Consider the following 17534-nt stretch of genomic DNA (forward strand, 5'->3'; position numbering starts at 1 on the left):
AAGCTACTTAACTCCTCCGGCGGTCAGGCCGCCCACTAGGTAACGCTGGAAAATCAGGTACAGGATGACCACCGGGGCAGCACACACGAGGGAAGCCGCCATCATCTGGCCGTAGAAGGGAATCGCGCCGCCTTCTTGCGCGGCACCGAAGAGCTGGAGCGCGACGGCGGCCGTCTGGCTTTCGGGCCGCGTCATGACTGAGGCGAACAGGACGTCGTTCCAGCCGAGCAAGAAGGCGAAAATACCGGAAACGACGACGCCGGGCCAGCTCAGCGGGAGGATGATCCGCACCAGCACGCCCAGGTTGCTGGCGCCGTCGATCCTTGCTGCTTCCTCGAGTTCGCGCGGGAGGCCGCGCAGGTAGGTGACCATCACCCAGGTGGAGAACGGCATCGCGAACGTCAGGTAGGTCACGAACAGGCCCCACTGTGTCCCGATGACCTGGATGCCCAGGTAGCTGGCCGCCGAGGAGAACAGCACGAATACCGGCAGGACCATGAGGGTGCCGGGCACCGATTGCAGTGCCAGGAGCCCGCGAAGGATCGTCAGGCGGCCGCGGAACTGGTAGCGGACCAGGACGTAGGCGGTGGCAATGGACATCAGTGCGGAGACCACCGCAGTGGAACCGGCAACGAGCACGCTATTGGCCAGGCCCGTGGCCAAGCCGACGCTCGACCAGATCGTGGAGTAGTTCTCAAAGGAGAAGCTGGAGGGGAAGAACTCGCCCCGGGCCACCCCGATGTCCGAATTCACCGACGCCAGGAAGATGTAGAGCACCGGGATAAGTACCAGGGCACACAGCACCGTCAAGATGATGGCGAGCACGGGACCTGGCAAGAGCTTGGTGACTTCGTGCTGGCGTTTGGAGCCCGGGCGGAAGTTTTCGCTCGATCGGCGCCCGACGGCGGTAGTTGCGGTGCTCACTTTTTGCCTCCGGGGGTTTCGGCATCGTCGAGTTTGACGGCCCGCAGATAGACGAACAGGGGGATCGCGATCAGGATCAGTGAAATGAACGCCATGGCCGCGCTGAGTCCGAATCGGAAGCTCTGGAAGCTGGTGACGTAGGTGAGGATCGGGAGGAGCTCTACGTCGGACGGAGCCGGCACGCCGAACAGGACGAACGGCAAGGTGAAGTTGTTGATGTGGTGCAGCATGCCGATCAGGAACGCCAAGGCGAGCGGACCCTTGAGGTAAGGGAAGACCACGTAGCGCAGCTTGTTCCACCACAGCGCCCCGTCCAGGGCCGAAGCCTCGTGGACCTCATGGTCCACGGACTGCAGGCCGGACAATGCCAGCAGGTAAACGAACGGCCATGATGCCCAGATCTGGACCAGGATCAGCGTCCAGTAGGACTGGGGCCCGTTGAGCCAAAGCCCGGGGTCGATACCCACCGAATGCAGCGCAGAGTCGATCACGCTGCCCGGCTGGAACATGGTCCGCCACACCGTGGCCACCACGAAAGACGGAAGCACGTAGGGGATGAGGAAGATGGAACGGATGACCGCGCGGCCCTTGAACGCGTTCTGGGTCGCAACGGCGCCGGCAATGCCTAGCGGGATGGTGACCACCATGGCGAGCAGCGAGTAGCTGACGCTGAGCCAGATGGAGTGCAGCAAAGGCGACGCGGTCAGTGCTTCGACGAAGTTCTGTACCCCGATGAACGGAGCGCTGACCCACTGGCGCAGCGAATACTGGTCCAGGTCCAGTCCCGACATGAAGATGCCGAGCAGTAGCGGCACCACGATGATGATCACCATCAGCAGGCCGCCTGGAATCAGCATCCACAAGGGACGGTTGCGCTCGCTCAGCCCCTTGCGGCGCCGAGGCGTTTCATCCGGCGACTGCGGGCCCGGCCTGGCAGCACGGGACGAATTGCGGCGCGTGTGCTTGCCCGCAGTCAATGAATCGGTGGACATGTCCATTCCTGCTTACTTCGAAGCCCGGTCAAGTGATGCCTGGCCTTTGGTTTGTGCATCTTTGAGGCGAGCCTGCAGGGTCGAGTCGTCCACGGAGCCTTTGGAGAGGTCAGGGATCGATTGGACTACGACGTTGACGAGGGCCAGCTGAATGTCGCCCCAAGCGCCGGTGAAGGGAGTCGCCTTGGACTTGGCAGCAGTATCGGCAACCGGTTGGAGCGTCGGATCAGTCAGGGCCTTCAGTGCCTCCGCGTTGGCAGGCAGATCGCCGAAGATCTTCTGGTAGTTCAACTGCTCGTCCTTGGACGTGATGAGGTTGACGTAGGCGAAGGCCAGGTCCTTTTGCTTCGAGTAATCGGCAACAACCACGTTGTCACCGGACAGGATGCTGGCCGCATTCGCGGCATCGCCCTGGGGAGAGGTCTGGCCCGGGGCCGCCGTCGGCATGGTTGCGTAGGCATACTTACCAGCAACGGCGGACTTCTCGAGCGTCGGGACGGAACTTGAGGTCGTCATCATCAGATATCCGGCCTTGCCTGAGGCAAAGGCCGCAAGGGCGTTGCTGTTGCTCCAGCCCACTGAGGCCGGATCGACAACTTTGTCCTTGGTGAGCCATCCGAAGTAGGTTTCGTAGGCCTTCTTGACTGTCGGATCGTCGAGCTTAAGCGTCTTGCCGTCCACCAGCGGGTTGCCTGCCTGAACGGACATGGCCCAGATGAATTTCCACGGATCAAAGTTGTCCTTATACCCCGTGGCCAGGCCAAAGGTTCCGGTGGTCGGGTTGGTCATCTTCTTGGCCTGGGCTTCGAGTTCGTCCCAGCTGGTGGCAGGCTTGTCGATCCCGGCGGCCTTCAGCAGGTCCTTGTTGTAGGCCATGACGAACGGGCGGCTGACAAAGGGAATGCCCGCTTGGTGCTGCGCGTCGGGGCCGGAGATGCCCAAGGCCGCTGGATTGAAACGGTCCTTTCCACCCACCTTCTTCCAGTCGTCATCGGACAAGGTCACAAAGGCCTTCGTTGCATAGGCCGTGGGCGTGAAGGTGGTACCTAGGCTGTAGACATCCGGACCCTGGCCCGACACCACAGAGGTCTGGATCCGCGTGAGTTCGTCATTTCCCGATGCGAAAGTTTCGAATTCGACGTCGGCGCCCGTCTGTGCCTTGAACTTGGCGGCAATGTCGGTAAACCACTGCTTTTGCTGTGCCGGATAGTTTGCGTTGGAGTTAACCAGGACGCTGAGCTTCTTGCCCTTACCATCAACGGGTCCAGCGCTCCCCCCTGAGCTGCTGCCCCCGCCTCCGCATGCGGTCAAGGCGAGGGCCGCCGTTACTGCAACAGCGGCGAATTTGGCGGACGATGCAAACTTCATTGTTTTCCTCCCTGGAAACCCGATGACCTCAATGGCGTGGTGCGCGTCACATCGGGCGATTGCTCCGAGTCTAGGCACGGCCAACTGGGATGACAAGCGATTGCCAAAAATTGTCATCGGTGCTGCAATTGTGGGACAGGTCACTCATTGTTGAGCGGCTGCGGCAGATGAGGAATACCCAGATCATGGCAGAACTCCAGCTCCAGTCACCGGGCAGGCAGCCCACCATCCGCGACGTCGCGGAGCTCGCAGGAGTGGCCACGTCCACTGTTTCGCGCGCTCTGTCCAATCCACTGAGGGTGAACCATGTGACGCGCGAACGGATCGAAGAAGCAGCCGCGCAATTGAACTACGTGCCAAGTTCCCAGGCCCGCGGACTCAGCTCCGGACGCACACAGACGGTCGCAGTCCTCGTCCCGGACATCACCAACCCGTTCTACTTCGACATCATTCGCGGAGCCCAGCACCAACTGAAGGCCGCGGGCTACACACAATTGCTGGTGGACACCGAGGAATCGGCCGAAATGGAGGCCGATGCCCTGCAGAAGATGCGCCGCTCGGCCGACGGTTTCATCCTTGCCGCGTCCCGGCTGACGGACGCCCAACTTACCGAAGCAGCGGCACAACAACCCTTGGTCACGATCAATCGGGCCCCAGCCATTGCACCCACCGTGGTGATCGACACGCCGTCGGCCATCATCCAGGCACTTGAGCACCTGGTCTCTCTTGGCCACTCCCGGATCTGTTTCGTTGGAGGCCCGTCCACGTCTTGGTCCAACGCCAAGCGGTGGAAGGCGTTCCAGGACGAGACCGTAGAGCGGAAATTGACCACTTTCAGCGTGGGGCCATTCGCACCCAAGACGACGTCAGGCGCAGCTGCTGCCGACGCAGCAGCGCACACGGGAGCCACGGCATGCATTGTCTTCAATGACCTGTTGGCGATCGGCATGCTCCAACGGCTGCGCGAACGTGGTATCCGGGTGCCCGAAGACATGAGCATTGTTGGTTGCGACGATATTTTCGGAGCGGATTTCTGCAACCCGCCACTGACCACCATGGCATCGCCCATTGAGCAGGCCGGGCGAGTGGCCGTCTCCATGCTCCTTTCCCGGCTGAATCCCCAGTACGGCGGAACCAGCCGGAGCCTGGCCGTCATGCCCACGCACCTCACGGTCCGGGCGTCGACGGGAGTCGCCCCCGCCCATTAAGAGGCCCGCCCCCAACTAGCTCGCATTTGTTGTCGTTATGAGGCCTCAGAACGACAACAAATGCGAGCTAGTTGGGGTGGGGAGGACGCGCGCGGCGAGGCACAACACTCGGAGTGTTCACCGAACGTCAATTTTTACTAGTGTTGGGGACATGCGCACACTCCAGGCCACGATCATTGCGGAAATGGGCGTCCAGCCCCGGATCGACCCTGCCGGGGAGGTTCGCAAACGCGTCACGTTCCTGAAGGAATATCTCAAGGCCACGCAGACCAAGGGCTTCGTCCTCGGCATTTCCGGCGGACTGGATTCTTCCCTGGCCGGGCGGCTCGCGCAGTTGGCCGTCCAGGAGCTTGAGGCAGAGGGCGTCGACGCAAACTTCGTCGCCGTTCGCCTGCCGTACGGCACGCAGCACGATGAGGACGACGCCCAGGCTGCCCTGGATTTCATTCAGGCCAAGACCGAATGGACGTTCAACATCTCGCGCGCCGTGGATGGCTTCGAGGACGAGTTCGAAAAGACCACCGGCGCACGAATCTCGGATTTCCATAAGGGCAACACGAAGGCCCGGGCCCGCATGACCGCCCAGTACGCCCTGGCCGGCGAGTACAACTACCTGGTGATCGGCACGGACCACGGAGCCGAATCCGTGACCGGGTTCTTCACAAAGTTCGGCGACGGTGGCGCGGACATCTTGCCGCTCTTCGGCCTTAACAAGCGGCAGAACCGTGCACTCCTCGCGGAGCTGGGCGCTCCGGCGCGGGTTTGGGAGAAGATTCCGACGGCGGACCTCTTGGACGGTAAGCCCGGGCGCACCGACGAGGACGAACTTGGTGTCAGCTACGAGCAAATCGACGATTACCTTGAAGGCCGGGAGGTCTCCGACGAGGTGGCAGAGGCCATCGAGCAGAAATACCTGCGTACCAAGCACAAGCGCACTGTTCCAGTCACGATTTTCGACACGTGGTGGAAGTAGCAGTCGCCTGAACCGGGGCGCCGTCACGCTGAGCGACTTTTTGGAGCGTACGACGGCGGCCTGCCGCGCCGTGGCGGGGCCTCCGCCGTCGTGATCCCGCAAAAGTGTGCCCGGCGTGACGCGACGCTACAGACGCCCCTAGCCTCTTCCAAACCCTTGGATGTCCTAGTATATTGCAGGTGAAGCGGATCACACGGCCAGTCCGCACTGATCTGATCCACGCAGGGCGAAAGGCAGACAATGACAGTCACCGACGACTTCCGCGCAGCCCGCGACCGGCTCCTGGAGTTACGCACCGACTACTCCCAGGCGCACAGGGAGTTCCAGTGGCCCCGCTTCCCCGAGTTCAACTTTGCCATCGACTGGTTCGACCAAACCGCAGCCAACCCCGCCACGGCCGATAACCCCGCGTTGGTCATCGTCGAGCAGGATGGCAGTTCCACCCGCCGCAGCTTCGCCGAACTCTCGGCACGGTCCTCGCAGATTGCCAACTGGCTCCGCACGAAAGGCGTCCACCGCGGCGACCGCATGATCATCATGCTTGGCAACCAGGTGGAGCTGTGGGAACTCATGCTCGCCGGGATCAAACTGGGTCTGGTCCTGATCCCCACCACAACACTCATGGGCCCGCGCGACATCGCGGATCGCGTGGAGCGCGGCGGCGCCCGCTGGGCCGCCGTCGGGAGCGCCAACATCGCCAAATTCGCCGAGGTGCCGGGCGACTATACGCTCATTGAAGTGCGCGACGGCGGCCCTGCCGCCGGTCACGAAACCACCGGCGGAGAGCACACGACTGCCCTCCAATACACCGAAGCAGATTCCGCCGGGACCGAATTCGTCCCGGATTCTCCCACGCTTGCCGATGAGACCATGCTCCTCTACTTCACCTCGGGCACCACGTCGCGCGCGAAGCTAGTGGAGCACACCCACACCTCGTACCCGGTGGGACACCTATCCACCATGTATTGGATCGGCCTGGAACCCGGGGATGTCCACCTCAATGTGGCCTCGCCCGGCTGGGCTAAGCACGCGTGGTCCAACGTTTTTACTCCGTGGATCGCCGAGGCCTGTGTGTTCGTCTACAACTACGAGCGCTTCGACGCGAAGGCCCTCATGGAACAGATGGAGCGCGAAAAGGTCACGAGTTTCTGCGCCCCGCCCACCGTATGGCGCATGCTGATCCAAGCAGATCTCACCTTGCTGAAGACCCCGCCCACCAAGGTGGTTTCGGCAGGGGAACCGCTCAACGCCGAGGTCATCGGGCAGGTAGAGAGGGCCTGGGGCCAGACCATCCGCGACGGTTTTGGGCAGACGGAATCAACCGTCCAGGTTGCGAATACTCCTGGGCAGCCGGTCAAGACCGGCTCCATGGGACGGCCGCTGCCCGGTTACGACGTCGTGCTTGTTGACCCTGCCACGGGTGAAGAGGCCGACGACGGCGAGCTGTGCTTGCGCTTGGATCCTCGCCCCGTGGGACTCATGAAGTCCTACTTCGGCGATCCTGACAAAACGGCCGAGGCCTTCCGCGACGGCTTCTACCACACGGGCGACATGGCGAGCCGGGACCAAAGCGGCGTCATCACTTATGTGGGTCGCGGGGACGATGTCTTCAAGTCCTCCGACTACAGATTGTCCCCTTTCGAACTCGAAAGCGTCCTGATCGAACACCCCGCCGTGGCGGAAGCCGCCGTCGTACCCTCTCCGGACCCGGTCAAACTTTCGGTGCCTAAGGCATTCGTGGTGCTGGCCAGTGGACATGTCCCCTCGCCCGAGCTTGCCGAGGACATCCTGCGCTATTGCCGGAACAATCTGGCCCCGTTCAAGCGCATCCGCCGGATCGAATTCCGCGAGCTGCCCAAGACCATCTCGGGTAAGATCCGCCGCGTGGAGCTTCGTGCGAGCGAGGAGATCCGGCATGGCGGAGGCGTGGTGCCGGAAGGGACCGGGATTGAGTACTCCGAATCCGACTTCCCGAGTCTGAAAGAATAGGCAGCCACCAACCAATGTCAGGAGGCACCGTGGGCAGCCCGCTCCCCCGTGACCCCATCGCCGATGCCCAGCGAAACTGGGAACGCCACGGCTGGGGCGAAGTCGCCGCGCCCATGGCGGCCATCACCGCGATCATGCGCACCCAGCAGATCCTGCTGGCCCGGATCGAGGGCGTGTTGAAGCCGTTCGGCCTGACGTTTGCCCGTTACGAGCTCTTGGCGCTGCTCAGCTTCGCCCGTAGCGGGGCGCTGCCCATGAACAAAGCCAGCGCGCTGCTCCAGGTGCATCCGACGTCGGTGACCAACGCCGTGGACCGCCTCGAAAAGGCTGCCTTGGTGGTGCGCTCCCCGCACCCCACCGACGGGCGCACCACGCTGATCGAGCTCACCTCGGAGGGGCGCACCCTCGCGAAGCGCGCGACGACGGCGCTCAACACCGAAGTGTTCGGCCAGTCCGGATTCGGTGACGAAGACGTCGAGCACCTCATCCGCGTCCTGGGAGACTTCCGCAAGGCGGCCGGAGACTTCACCGACTGATCCCCACGGCCCCTCCCGCTTCACGCATTGTCCATATTTCGAGATATACATATCAAATAATGAGACCGTGCGTAGCATTGGGGCCATGCAGAGTTCCGCGATGGGCCCCTTTGTCGATCTCGAATGGTGGTCCCAAAACCGCCGCCGCGTGGTGCTCGCCGATGTGCGCTGGTACCTCGACGGGCGCTCCGGGCGGGAGGCGTACGACGGAGGGCACCTCCCCGGGGCGGTCTTTATTGACCTGGATCGATGGCTCTCGGCTGAGGGATCGCCACTCGAAGGAAGAAACCCGCTCCCTGCTCCGCATGACTTTGCCCTCGGGATGCGGGAAGCGGGAATCAGCGACGACGACATCGTGGTGGCGTACGACGACGCCGGCGGGGTCATCGCCGCACGCTTGGTCTGGATGCTGCGCGCCACAGGCCACAGCTCAGCCATTCTGGATGGCGGGCTCGCCAGCTACGAAGGTCCCCTGGAAACCAAGCCTCCTTCGAGGGCCGCCGGTGATTTCACCGCACAACCGTGGCCCGGAAACCGCCTGGCGGAGATCCACGAACTCTCAATCGAAGCAAACCTCGCGGTGGACGCACGCAACCGCGACCGCTTCGAAGGCAAGCAGGACCCCATCGATCCAAGGCCCGGGCATGTGCCCGGCGCGAGGAACGTCCCGTGCAGGGAGAACCTGGACCCCTCCGGGAAACTGCGCAGCAAGGCCGAGTTGCTGCGCATCTTCGCCGCGGCAGGCATCTCGTCTGCAGAGAACGTGATCAGCTATTGCGGCTCCGGAGTAACGGCTTGCCACAATCTCCTGGCCTTGGAATATGCCGGCCTTGGGCACGGCCGGCTCTTCACGGGCGGGTGGTCCCAATACGGCCACGCCCTCGAATTCCCGGTGGAACTCGGACCCGCGTAGCAGGCCCGAGGCTCAGCGGTGCTTGAACTCCGGCTGGCGCTTCTCGGTGAACGCGGACATGCCTTCCTTCTGGTCCTCGGTGGCGAATAATGAGTGGAAGATTCGACGCTCAAACAACACGCCCTGGGACAGCCCGGTTTCAAACGCGGCGTTGACGGCCTCCTTGGCAACCATGGCAACCGGCTTGGACTTGGAGGCGATGACCTCAGCGGCCCCGAGGGCTTCTTCCACGACGGCATCTGCCGGGACGACGCGGGAAACGAGTCCTGCGCGCTCGGCCTCATCGGCATCCATGAACCGCCCAGTGAGGACCATGTCCATTGCTTTGGCCTTGCCCACGGCACGGGTCAGCCGCTGCGAGCCACCCATGCCGGGAATGACACCAAGGTTGATCTCCGGCTGGCCGAACTTGGCGTTATCCCCGGCAATGATGAGATCGCACATCATAGCCAGTTCGCAGCCACCGCCCAGGGCAAAACCGGACACCGCGGCAATCACGGGAATGCGCAAGCGCGTGAAGTCTTCCCAGCCCCGGAACCAGTCGTCGGCGTACATGTCCATGTACCCCTTGGATGCCATCTCCTTGATGTCGGCGCCGGCCGCGAAGGCCTTCCCGGAGCCAGTGATCACCACGGCGCCCACGGCGGGGTCGGCGTCCATGGCGGAGACGGCTGCCACGAGCTCATCCATCGTGGCCTTGTTCAATGCATTCAGCGCCTTGGGCCGGTTCAGGGTCACCAGGCCCACGCGTCCACGGAGTTCCACCAGGATGTTTTCGTACTGCTGCGCCAAGCCGTGCCCCTTTTGTCAGTTGTTCAAGATAGTCGGTTGCTCAAGGTTGCACGGGAAAGTCCGCCAAGGCTACTTGGCGGACTTGTCCCGAATGTCCGTGATGATGCCGGAGAAGTCGCGCCCGGCGCCACCCTCGGCTGCGAAAGCGTCGTAAATCTGCGATGCCAAGTGCCCCATCTGTCCGTCTACTCCGGTGCTCTCGAGCGCGTTGACTGCGAGCCGGAGGTCCTTCGCCATGAGCGCTCCGGCGAATCCCGGTTGGTAGTCGCGATTGGCCGGGCTGGTAGGGACCGGTCCTGGAACGGGGCAGTTGGTGGTCAGCGCCCAGCATTGTCCCGAGGCGTTGGAGGCGACGTCGAACAGGGCCTGGTGCGTGAGACCCAGCTTCTCGCCGAGCACGAATGCCTCGCTGACGGCGATCATGGAGATGCCCAGGATCATGTTGTTGCAGACCTTGGCGGCCTGCCCGGCACCGTGGTCCCCGCAGTGCACGATCCTCCGGCCCATGAGCTCCAGGATCGGTTTCACGGTGTCGAAGTCCTCGCGCAAGGCCCCCACCATGAAGGTCAGGGTTCCGGCCTCGGCACCCACCACACCGCCGGACACGGGCGCGTCCACGGAACGGTGGCCGGCTTCCAAAGCAATGGCCGCGGCCTCCCGGGCCTCGTCGACGTTGATGGTGGAGCAGTCCAGGAACAGCGTGTCCGGCGCCGCAAGCGAGAGCAGGCCCGGCGCTCCGTCCGCTCCCCGGTAAGCGTCCAACACGTGCTTGCCGCTCGGCAGCATGGTCAGGACCACAGAGGCGCCGGCAACGGCTTCCCCGGCGGATTCCACCGTGGCAATGCCGTGTTCACGAGCCGCCTCCAGCGCTGCCGGAACCGGATCGTATGCAACCACTTGATGACCCGCTTTGACAAGGTTCACGGCCATGGGGCCGCCCATGTGGCCGAGGCCGAGGAAAGCGATGGTGCCGGAAGCTGCGTTTTCAGACATGGTCGGACTCCTTTGAATGAAGTTTGAGTTCACGGTCGCCGAGCGGCGCGAAGAAGCCCGCGACGGCGGCCGGCGACACCTCGGCCAGGGAAGCCGGCTTCCACTGTGGCTTGCGGTCCTTGTCCACCACTTGGGCGCGGATCCCCTCCCGGAAGTCAGCCCCGGTCAGGCACCGCAGGCCAACACGGTACTCCTGTTCCAGGGCTTCCTCGAGGGAGAGTCCCCGGACACGCCGCAACGATTCCAGCGTGACTTTCACGGCCGTGGGCGATTTTGCCACGATGGTTTCCGCGGCTGCGGCGGCTTCCCCACCGGCGGCGCGCAGCCTGCCGACGATTTCCTCGGCGTCGTCGGCAGCATAGGCGTCATCGATCCACTCGCGCTGGGCTTCCAAACCAGAGGCCGGCGGTTCCTGCACAAAGCGCTCGACGGCGGCCTCCGCCGTCGAGCTTTCCAGCGCTTCCGCCAGCGCGGGGAGGCTTTCGGACGGTACGAAGTGGTCCGCCAGCCCCAGGAACAAGGCATCGGCCCCGCTCAGATGGGCTCCGGTGAGCGCCGCGTGGGTTCCCGACTCGCCCGGTGAGCGGGAGAGCAGCAGGGTCCCGCCGACGTCGGGCACAAAGCCAATGGTGGTTTCCGGCATCCCGGTACGGGTCCGCTCGGTGACCACGCGGACGGAGCCGTGGGCGGAGATCCCGACGCCGCCGCCGAGGACCAGCCCGTCCATGAAAGCCACGTAGGGCTTCGGGTACCGGGAAATGAGCGAGTTCAAGCGGTACTCCGCGGCCCAGAAATCGGCGGTCTGGTCCCCGTGGCGCAGCATGTCGTCGTAGATCGCCACGATGTCTCCACCTGCGCACAGTCCGCGGTCTCCGGCGCCGCGCACCAAAACGGTCTTGACGGCGTCGTCGTCCGCCCAGGCGGTGAGTTGCTCCAGCATGGCGTGCACCATGCCGGAGGTGAGGGCGTTGACGGCCTGGGGCCGGTTCAGGGTGACGACGCCGAGGTGGCCGCGTTTCTCGAAAAGGACCTCGGCCATTAGCTGCCGGCCGGCATCACGAAGCTGGCGCCCTGGCGAATGCCCGAGGGCCAACGGGTGGTGACGGTCTTGGTCTTGGTGTAGAAGCGGAAGGCGTCCGCGCCGTGCTGGTTGAGGTCGCCAAAGCCCGAGGCCTTCCAGCCGCCGAAGGTGTAATAGGCGATCGGCACGGGAATGGGGACGTTGATGCCCACCATGCCTACTTCGACGCGGCTCGCGAAGTCGCGGGCGGCGTCACCGTCACGAGTGAAGATCGCGACGCCGTTGCCGAATTCGTGCTCGGAGCAGAGGCGCAGCGCTTCTTCGTAGTCGGAGGCGCGGAGGACGCTCAGGACCGGGCCGAAGATCTCCTCCTTATAGATGGACATGTCCTTCGTGACGTTGTCGAACAGCGTCGGGCCAACCCAGAAACCGCCCTCGTAGCCGTCAACCTTGAGTCCGCGCCCGTCGGTGACAAGCGTGGCGCCTTGGTCAACGCCCGCCTGGATGTAACCCTCGATCCGATGTTTCGCGGAGGCTGCCACCACAGGGCCGAAGTCCGAGTCGCTGGCAAGGCTCGGCCCCACCTTCAGGTCGTTGATGCGGTCGTGCAGCTTGGAGACGAGCTGGTCGGCCGTCTCTTGGCCAACCGGCACGGCCACCGAGATGGCCATGCAACGTTCGCCGGCGGAACCGAAGCCGGCGCCGATGAGCGCGTCCGCGGCCATGTCGAGATCGGCGTCGGGCATGATCACCATGTGGTTCTTGGCGCCGCCGAAGCACTGGGCGCGCTTGCCGTGAGCCGCAGCCGTAGCGTAAATGTACTGGGCGATCGGTGTAGATCCGACAAAGCCGATGGCCTTCACACGCGGGTCCTCAAGGAGGGTGTCCACGGCTTCCTTGTCGCCGTTGATGACGTTGAAGACGCCGTTCGGCAATCCCGCCTCGGTGAAGAGCTCGGCCAGGCGCAGTGGCACCGAAGGGTCGCGCTCCGAAGGCTTGAGGATGAAGGCGTTCCCGGCAGCGAGCGCGGGGCCGGACTTCCAGAGGGGAATCATGGCCGGGAAGTTGAAAGGCGTGATGCCCGCGACCACGCCGAGCGGCTGGCGCAGCGAGTGGACGTCGATTCCGGTTCCGGCGCTGTCCGAGAATTCGCCCTTCAGGAGGTGCGGTGCACCGGCGGCGAACTCCACCACTTCAATGCCTCGTTGGATATCGCCCTTGGCATCGGGGAAGGTCTTGCCGTGCTCCGAGGAGAGGAGCGTGGCGAGTTCGTCCATGTGCTCGTTGACCAGGTCCACGAACTTCAGCAGGATCCGGCCGCGGCGTTGCGGGTTCATGGCGGCCCATTCGAGCTGGCCCTTTTCCGCGTTGGCAATGGCGGTCCGCACCTCATCGGCGCTGGCCAAAGGAAGCCTGGCCTGCACCTCGCCCGTGCAGGGATTGTAGACGTCGCTGAATCGTGGAGAGGTCCCGTCGACCCTTTGGCCGTCAATGTAGTGGGAAAGTTCGCGCACCATGGAATGCTCCTTTGCATAGGGGGAATACCCGCCATCAGCCTCGAAGGCACATGTCCAACTGTGCCCCGGGGTCTTTGCACCGAATATACTCGGACTTCCTACTAATTTCTAGGGGTCTGCCGCGACCTCCACAACCGACCACATACGGGAACGCCCGACGCCGGAACCCGCATTCTGTGCGGACGTTCCGGTCTGTGCCGGCGACAAAGGTGGTAGATCCTGGTGGTTGGTTTCAGTGCGTCAGGGTGCTGTATGCGTCCAGAGCCTCCCGGCGCGAGGCCTTGAGGTCCACCACCGGCTCAGGATAGTCCGGAGTGCCCAGTTCCGTTATCCACTGGCCAACATAGCTGCCGTGGGCATCGAATTTCGCAGCCTGGGTCTCCGGGTTGAAGATCCTGAAGAACGGCGAGGCGTCCGCACCGGAACCGGCTACCCACTGCCAGTTCGCGGGATTCGAGGCAGGATCGGCGTCCACCAGCGTGTCCCAGAACCATTGCTCGCCCAGTTGCCAGTGGATGCCGAGGTTCTTTACCAGAAGGCTCGCGGATACCATCCGGACCCGGTTGTGCATCCATCCCGTATGCCACAATTGCCGCTGGCCGGCGTCCACCAGGGGGAACCCGGTGCGGCCTTCCCGCCATGCGTGCAGGAGCGTGGTGGCAGTTTCGTGGGCGCCTGCGCCCTGACCACCCGGCCAGGCCCAAGGATAGTGGTCGAACCCAGGCCGCAAATTGGCCGTCGCCAGATCGGGGTGATGAAAATATTGGTGCCAGCAGAATTCACGCCAACCCAGTTCCGCGGCGAAGACGGCGTCGCCCAGTTCCCGGCGTCGGCGCTGCTGGGCGTGCCACACCTCGAAGGGGCTGAGTTGCCCCCAGCGCAAGAAGGGTGACAAACGGCTGCTGCCGGGCAGGTCCGGACGGTCCCGGTTCACCGAATAGTCCGCCAATCCGTGCTCCACGAAGTCACCGAGGAACTCGTGAGCCTGCGCCGAACCCGGTTGCCAGCTTTCCGCAAGTCCTGCAGACCAATCGGGGTTCCGCGGCAACAATCCCCAAGTGTCCAATTCCTCGGACTCAGGGAGCCACCCGAAGAAGCCCTGGCCCGGTTCCGGAGAATCCAGCGGCTCCCGGAAATCCAGTCCGGACACGGTTCGCCAGAAGGGCGTGAAGACCTTGAAAGGTCCGCCTTGCTTCGTTGTGACGGCCCACGGTTCGTGCAGCAACGAGGCTTGAAAACTCTCCGAATGCATCCCGGACCCGCGAGCCGAAGTCTTGATGCCGGCGTCGAGCATTCGCTCTGCCTCGCCGTACCGCCGGTTCCAATACAACGCGCCCGCACCGAGCGCCGTCGCGGTTTCCTGCACGACGACGGCGGCCGGCCCGCGGCGCAGCAAGAGCGGCACGCCCAGCGTGGCGAGTTCTTCGCGAAGGGAAAGGAGGGAATGGTGCAGCCACCAGCGGGCGGCGCCGCCAAGTGGCCTGATGCCCGGCGATTCCTCGTCAAGGACATAGAGTGCGACGGCGGCTCCGTCGTCGACCGCTGCCCGCAGCGCTGGGTTGTCGGTGACGCGTAAGTCGTCCCGAAACCACACGATTGACGGCTTCACATCGTTCCCTTCAAGATTTTGCGCACAGCTCATGCCCCTTACGACGAATCCTAAGGGGCATGAGCTGTGCACAAAGGCCGGAGATTTACTTGGGCATCAGGACGCTGTCAACCAAGTACACCGTCGCGTTGGCAGTGTGGACGCCGCCGCAGATCACGGCGGACCCTCCGTCAACCTTGAGCGCGTCTTTGGTTCCGGTGACCGTCACCGAGTCTCCCTCAACCGTCTTGTGGGTACCGACGATCTGGTCCGGAGTCAGCTGGCCGGGAATGACGTGGTAGGTGAGGATCTTGCTGAGGAGCGCGTCGTCGGTCTTGAGGCTGTCGATGGTCGCGGCGGGGATCTTGGCGAAGGCGCTGTCCACAGGAGCGAAAACTGTGAACTGGCTACCGTTGAGCGTGTCCACCAGGTTCACCTTTGGGTTCAACTTGCCGGACACGGCGGCGGTGAGAGTCTTGAGTAGCGGGTTGTTGGACGCGGCGACGGCGACCGGGTCGGCAGCCATTCCGGTAACCGAACCCGCACCGCTGGGAACCTGGGCGGCGTAGCCTGCGCAACCAGGTCCCACCAGGTCGCGGGCCGGGTCCATCGCAGCACTGGCCGAGGGGGTCGCAGCCATGGTGGTGGCAGCGGGAGCCGAGGACTGCGAGGAGCTGGCCGAACCGCCACAAGCAGTGAGGCCCAGCAGGGCGGAAGCGGCGAGGCCGGCGATCGCAAAAGACGTGCGCTTTGTAGAAAGCATGACATTTCTCCTTCAAACGGACTGACATTCGGTGCCGGTCGTTTCCGGCGTGAAAGCACTTCGCCCTTGTGGGGTAAGTCCTTATGCCAGCTATTCGGAGGTGCGGGCCGGGTGGATGGGTGAATTTTGAAAATCATTTGGGAGCCCCTCAACAACCGACCGCTTTTGGAAGCGCCCGACGCCGGACGGCGGCCTGGGTGCCAACGTTGCGGCTCAAAGGTGGTCGGTTCTTGCGGAGCTCATCCGGTGGGCTTCTTCCAACAGCAGCTTGCCGAGGAATTCCTGGCGCTCGGGACGGAACCGCGGTTCGATGCCGGTGAGGGACAACGCGCCGATGGGCCTTCCCAGTGGGTCGAAAACGGCGGCCCCCATCCCCCAACTGCCTTCAAGAACCAAGCCGGGATTCACCGAGTACCCGGCCAAGCGGGTCTGCTCAAGGTTCCGGCGAACCACACTCTCGGTGTGGCCGTTAGCGAAATCGCCAGCATGCCGTTCCCAAACCGACAGGATCGTTTCCTGCTCATCTTCCGGAAGGAACGCCATGATCGCCGTGCCGGCCGACGCCACTCCGAGGGGGAACCTGACACCTTCATGCAACACGAAAGAGCGCACCGGAAAGCTTCCTTCTTCCCGGAGCACGCACACAGTTTCGTGGCCCCGCCGGATGGAATAGAACGCGCTTTCCCCGCTTTCCTCGGCCAAGCGACGCAGGCTGGGCCGGGCCAAGTCTTCCAACGGGAACCGGGCCGCAGCCACGGACCCCAGCAGGAAGATCTCCGGTCCCAGGATCCAGTTGCCGGTCCGCTGATCGTGGTCCAGCAGGCCTTCGGCCGCGAGGGATGCGAGCAAGCGGTGCACCGTGGGGCGCGTCAGTCCGGACTCGCGGACCAGGCCAGCAATGGACATGCCCTCCGTTTTGCGCCCCACGAGCCGCAGCAGTGCGGCAACCCGGCCCACCACCTGGGCACCCTGGACAGGCGTGCGTTGTGGCTGCTGAATCGGTGACATGATTCCCCCTTCAAAGAATTCCTCCACAATGTGGACACTTCAGAGACTACCGTCCACACTGTGCAATGGCAGCACCCGCTGCCCCACCAGCCCGTTGACCGACCGGACTGGACCGCCATAAGCTCCATTCTCAGACGACTTACCAGACGATGCACCCGGCAGCCTGTCCACAAAGTGGATAGCTCCGCATTCCCAAACCACTCAAAGACGAGGACAAAGCCATGGCCAAAATCCAACCCGGCGCAGCCGAGGCCCTGCGGGACGTGCTGCGTGACGGCCAGACGATCGCCGTCGGAGGTTTCGGGCTCAGCGGTATCCCCGCGGACCTGATCGACGCCGTCCGCGGTGCGGGCGTGAAAGACCTGACGGTGGTCTCCAACAACATGGGCATCGACGGCAAGGGCCTGGGCGTCCTCATCGAAGCCGGCCAGGTCCGCAAGGTCATCGCCTCGTACGTGGGCGAAAACAAGCTCTTCGCCGAGCAGTACCTTTCCGGCCGGCTCGAGGTTGAGTTCGCACCCCAGGGCACCCTCGCCGAGCGGCTCCGCGCCGGCGGTGCCGGCATCCCCGCCTTCTACACCCGGACCGGCGTCGGGACCTTGGTTGCCGAAGGCAAACCTTTGGAAGAGTTCGACGGCGTGACCTACGTCCAGGAGCGCGGGATCGTGGCCGACGTCGCCCTGGTCCACGCGCACACCGCGGACACGGACGGGAACCTGATCTACCGCTACACGGCCAGGAACTTCAACCCCGTGGTGGCGACGGCCGGAACCGTGACCATCGCGGAGGCCGAGGTGATCGTGCAGCCCGGAGAATTGGACCCCAACCACATCGTGACCCCCGGCGTGTACGTCCAACGGCTGGTCCAGGCGAGCAGCCGTACCAAGGACATCGAACAGCGCACCGTCCGGCCCCGCCCGGAAGCCCTGACCGTCTAAGCACCCACCAG

General features: G+C 63.8%; 16 protein-coding genes. 6 read left to right on the forward strand and 10 right to left on the reverse strand.

Translation table 11 applies throughout. The annotated features are described in order from the left end of the window. Positions 1–3: 3 nt before the first annotated feature. From ABD884_RS21285 to ABD884_RS21295, 3 genes are read right to left on the reverse strand one after another with little or no spacing between them, the layout of a single operon-like run. Entirely contained in the window at positions 4–924 is a 921-nt protein-coding gene (locus ABD884_RS21285) for a carbohydrate ABC transporter permease (protein WP_345051466.1), read from the reverse strand. Further along, a complete protein-coding gene (locus tag ABD884_RS21290) occupies positions 921–1916 on the reverse strand; it encodes a carbohydrate ABC transporter permease (protein ID WP_345051471.1) in 996 nt (331 codons plus the stop codon). Before ABD884_RS21290 ends, ABD884_RS21285 begins: the two co-directional genes overlap by 4 nt. Before the next feature lie 12 nt (positions 1917–1928). After that, positions 1929–3284 (reverse strand): ABC transporter substrate-binding protein, encoded by a 1356-nt coding sequence (locus ABD884_RS21295; RefSeq protein ID WP_345051475.1) that lies wholly within the window; start codon positions 3282–3284, stop codon positions 1929–1931. 185 nt (positions 3285–3469) lie between these two features. Here ABD884_RS21295 and ABD884_RS21300 point away from each other — a divergent pair, with 185 nt between their 5' ends. The 5 genes from ABD884_RS21300 to ABD884_RS21320 all read left to right on the forward strand — a co-directional run bounded on the left by ABD884_RS21300 (position 3470) and on the right by ABD884_RS21320 (position 8903). After that, entirely contained in the window at positions 3470–4492 is a 1023-nt protein-coding gene (locus ABD884_RS21300; RefSeq protein WP_345055149.1) for a LacI family DNA-binding transcriptional regulator, read from the forward strand. Positions 4493–4643: 151 nt separating this feature from the next. Then, positions 4644–5465, forward strand: a complete 822-nt coding sequence (gene nadE / locus ABD884_RS21305) for an ammonia-dependent NAD(+) synthetase (RefSeq protein ID WP_345051480.1) — start codon at positions 4644–4646, stop codon at positions 5463–5465. A gap of 240 nt (positions 5466–5705) precedes the next feature. Next, positions 5706–7454, forward strand: a complete 1749-nt coding sequence (locus ABD884_RS21310; RefSeq protein ID WP_345051485.1) for an AMP-binding protein — start codon at positions 5706–5708, stop codon at positions 7452–7454. A gap of 29 nt (positions 7455–7483) precedes the next feature. Then, complete coding sequence (locus ABD884_RS21315; RefSeq protein WP_345051487.1) at positions 7484–7990, forward strand: MarR family winged helix-turn-helix transcriptional regulator; 507 nt, start codon at positions 7484–7486, stop codon at positions 7988–7990. A gap of 85 nt (positions 7991–8075) precedes the next feature. Then, on the forward strand, positions 8076–8903 hold the full coding sequence (locus ABD884_RS21320; RefSeq protein WP_345051489.1) for a sulfurtransferase: 828 nt from the start codon (positions 8076–8078) through the stop codon (positions 8901–8903). Between the two features lie 12 nt (positions 8904–8915). Here the strand turns inward: ABD884_RS21320 and ABD884_RS21325 are convergent, their stop codons facing one another. The 7 genes from ABD884_RS21325 to ABD884_RS21355 all read right to left on the reverse strand — a co-directional run bounded on the left by ABD884_RS21325 (position 8916) and on the right by ABD884_RS21355 (position 16585). Next, entirely contained in the window at positions 8916–9695 is a 780-nt protein-coding gene (locus ABD884_RS21325; RefSeq protein WP_345051498.1) for an enoyl-CoA hydratase, read from the reverse strand. A 69-nt stretch (positions 9696–9764) separates the two neighbouring features. After that, positions 9765–10688, reverse strand: a complete 924-nt coding sequence (mmsB, locus tag ABD884_RS21330; protein ID WP_345051509.1) for a 3-hydroxyisobutyrate dehydrogenase — start codon at positions 10686–10688, stop codon at positions 9765–9767. Continuing rightward, a complete protein-coding gene (locus tag ABD884_RS21335) occupies positions 10681–11727 on the reverse strand; it encodes an enoyl-CoA hydratase/isomerase family protein (RefSeq protein ID WP_345051513.1) in 1047 nt (348 codons plus the stop codon). Before ABD884_RS21335 ends, mmsB begins: the two co-directional genes overlap by 8 nt. Continuing rightward, positions 11727–13226, reverse strand: coding sequence for a CoA-acylating methylmalonate-semialdehyde dehydrogenase (locus tag ABD884_RS21340; protein WP_345051517.1), 1500 nt, complete (start codon positions 13224–13226; stop codon positions 11727–11729). The genes ABD884_RS21335 and ABD884_RS21340 overlap by 1 nt, the downstream gene beginning before the upstream one ends. 232 nt (positions 13227–13458) lie before the next feature. Continuing rightward, positions 13459–14835, reverse strand: a complete 1377-nt coding sequence (locus ABD884_RS21345) for a cryptochrome/photolyase family protein (RefSeq protein ID WP_345055162.1) — start codon at positions 14833–14835, stop codon at positions 13459–13461. 85 nt (positions 14836–14920) lie between these two features. Beyond that, positions 14921–15577 (reverse strand): fasciclin domain-containing protein, encoded by a 657-nt coding sequence (locus tag ABD884_RS21350; RefSeq protein ID WP_028265670.1) that lies wholly within the window; start codon positions 15575–15577, stop codon positions 14921–14923. A 213-nt stretch (positions 15578–15790) separates the two neighbouring features. Then, entirely contained in the window at positions 15791–16585 is a 795-nt protein-coding gene (locus tag ABD884_RS21355) for an IclR family transcriptional regulator (protein ID WP_345051526.1), read from the reverse strand. Positions 16586–16806: 221 nt separating this feature from the next. On the opposite strand from ABD884_RS21355, the gene ABD884_RS21360 reads away from it, so the two are divergent. Continuing rightward, positions 16807–17523, forward strand: a complete 717-nt coding sequence (locus tag ABD884_RS21360) for a CoA transferase subunit A (RefSeq protein ID WP_345051530.1) — start codon at positions 16807–16809, stop codon at positions 17521–17523. Positions 17524–17534: the final 11 nt, after the last annotated feature.

The organism is Arthrobacter methylotrophus, assembly GCF_039539965.1.
Lineage (GTDB): Bacteria > Actinomycetota > Actinomycetes > Actinomycetales > Micrococcaceae > Arthrobacter > Arthrobacter methylotrophus.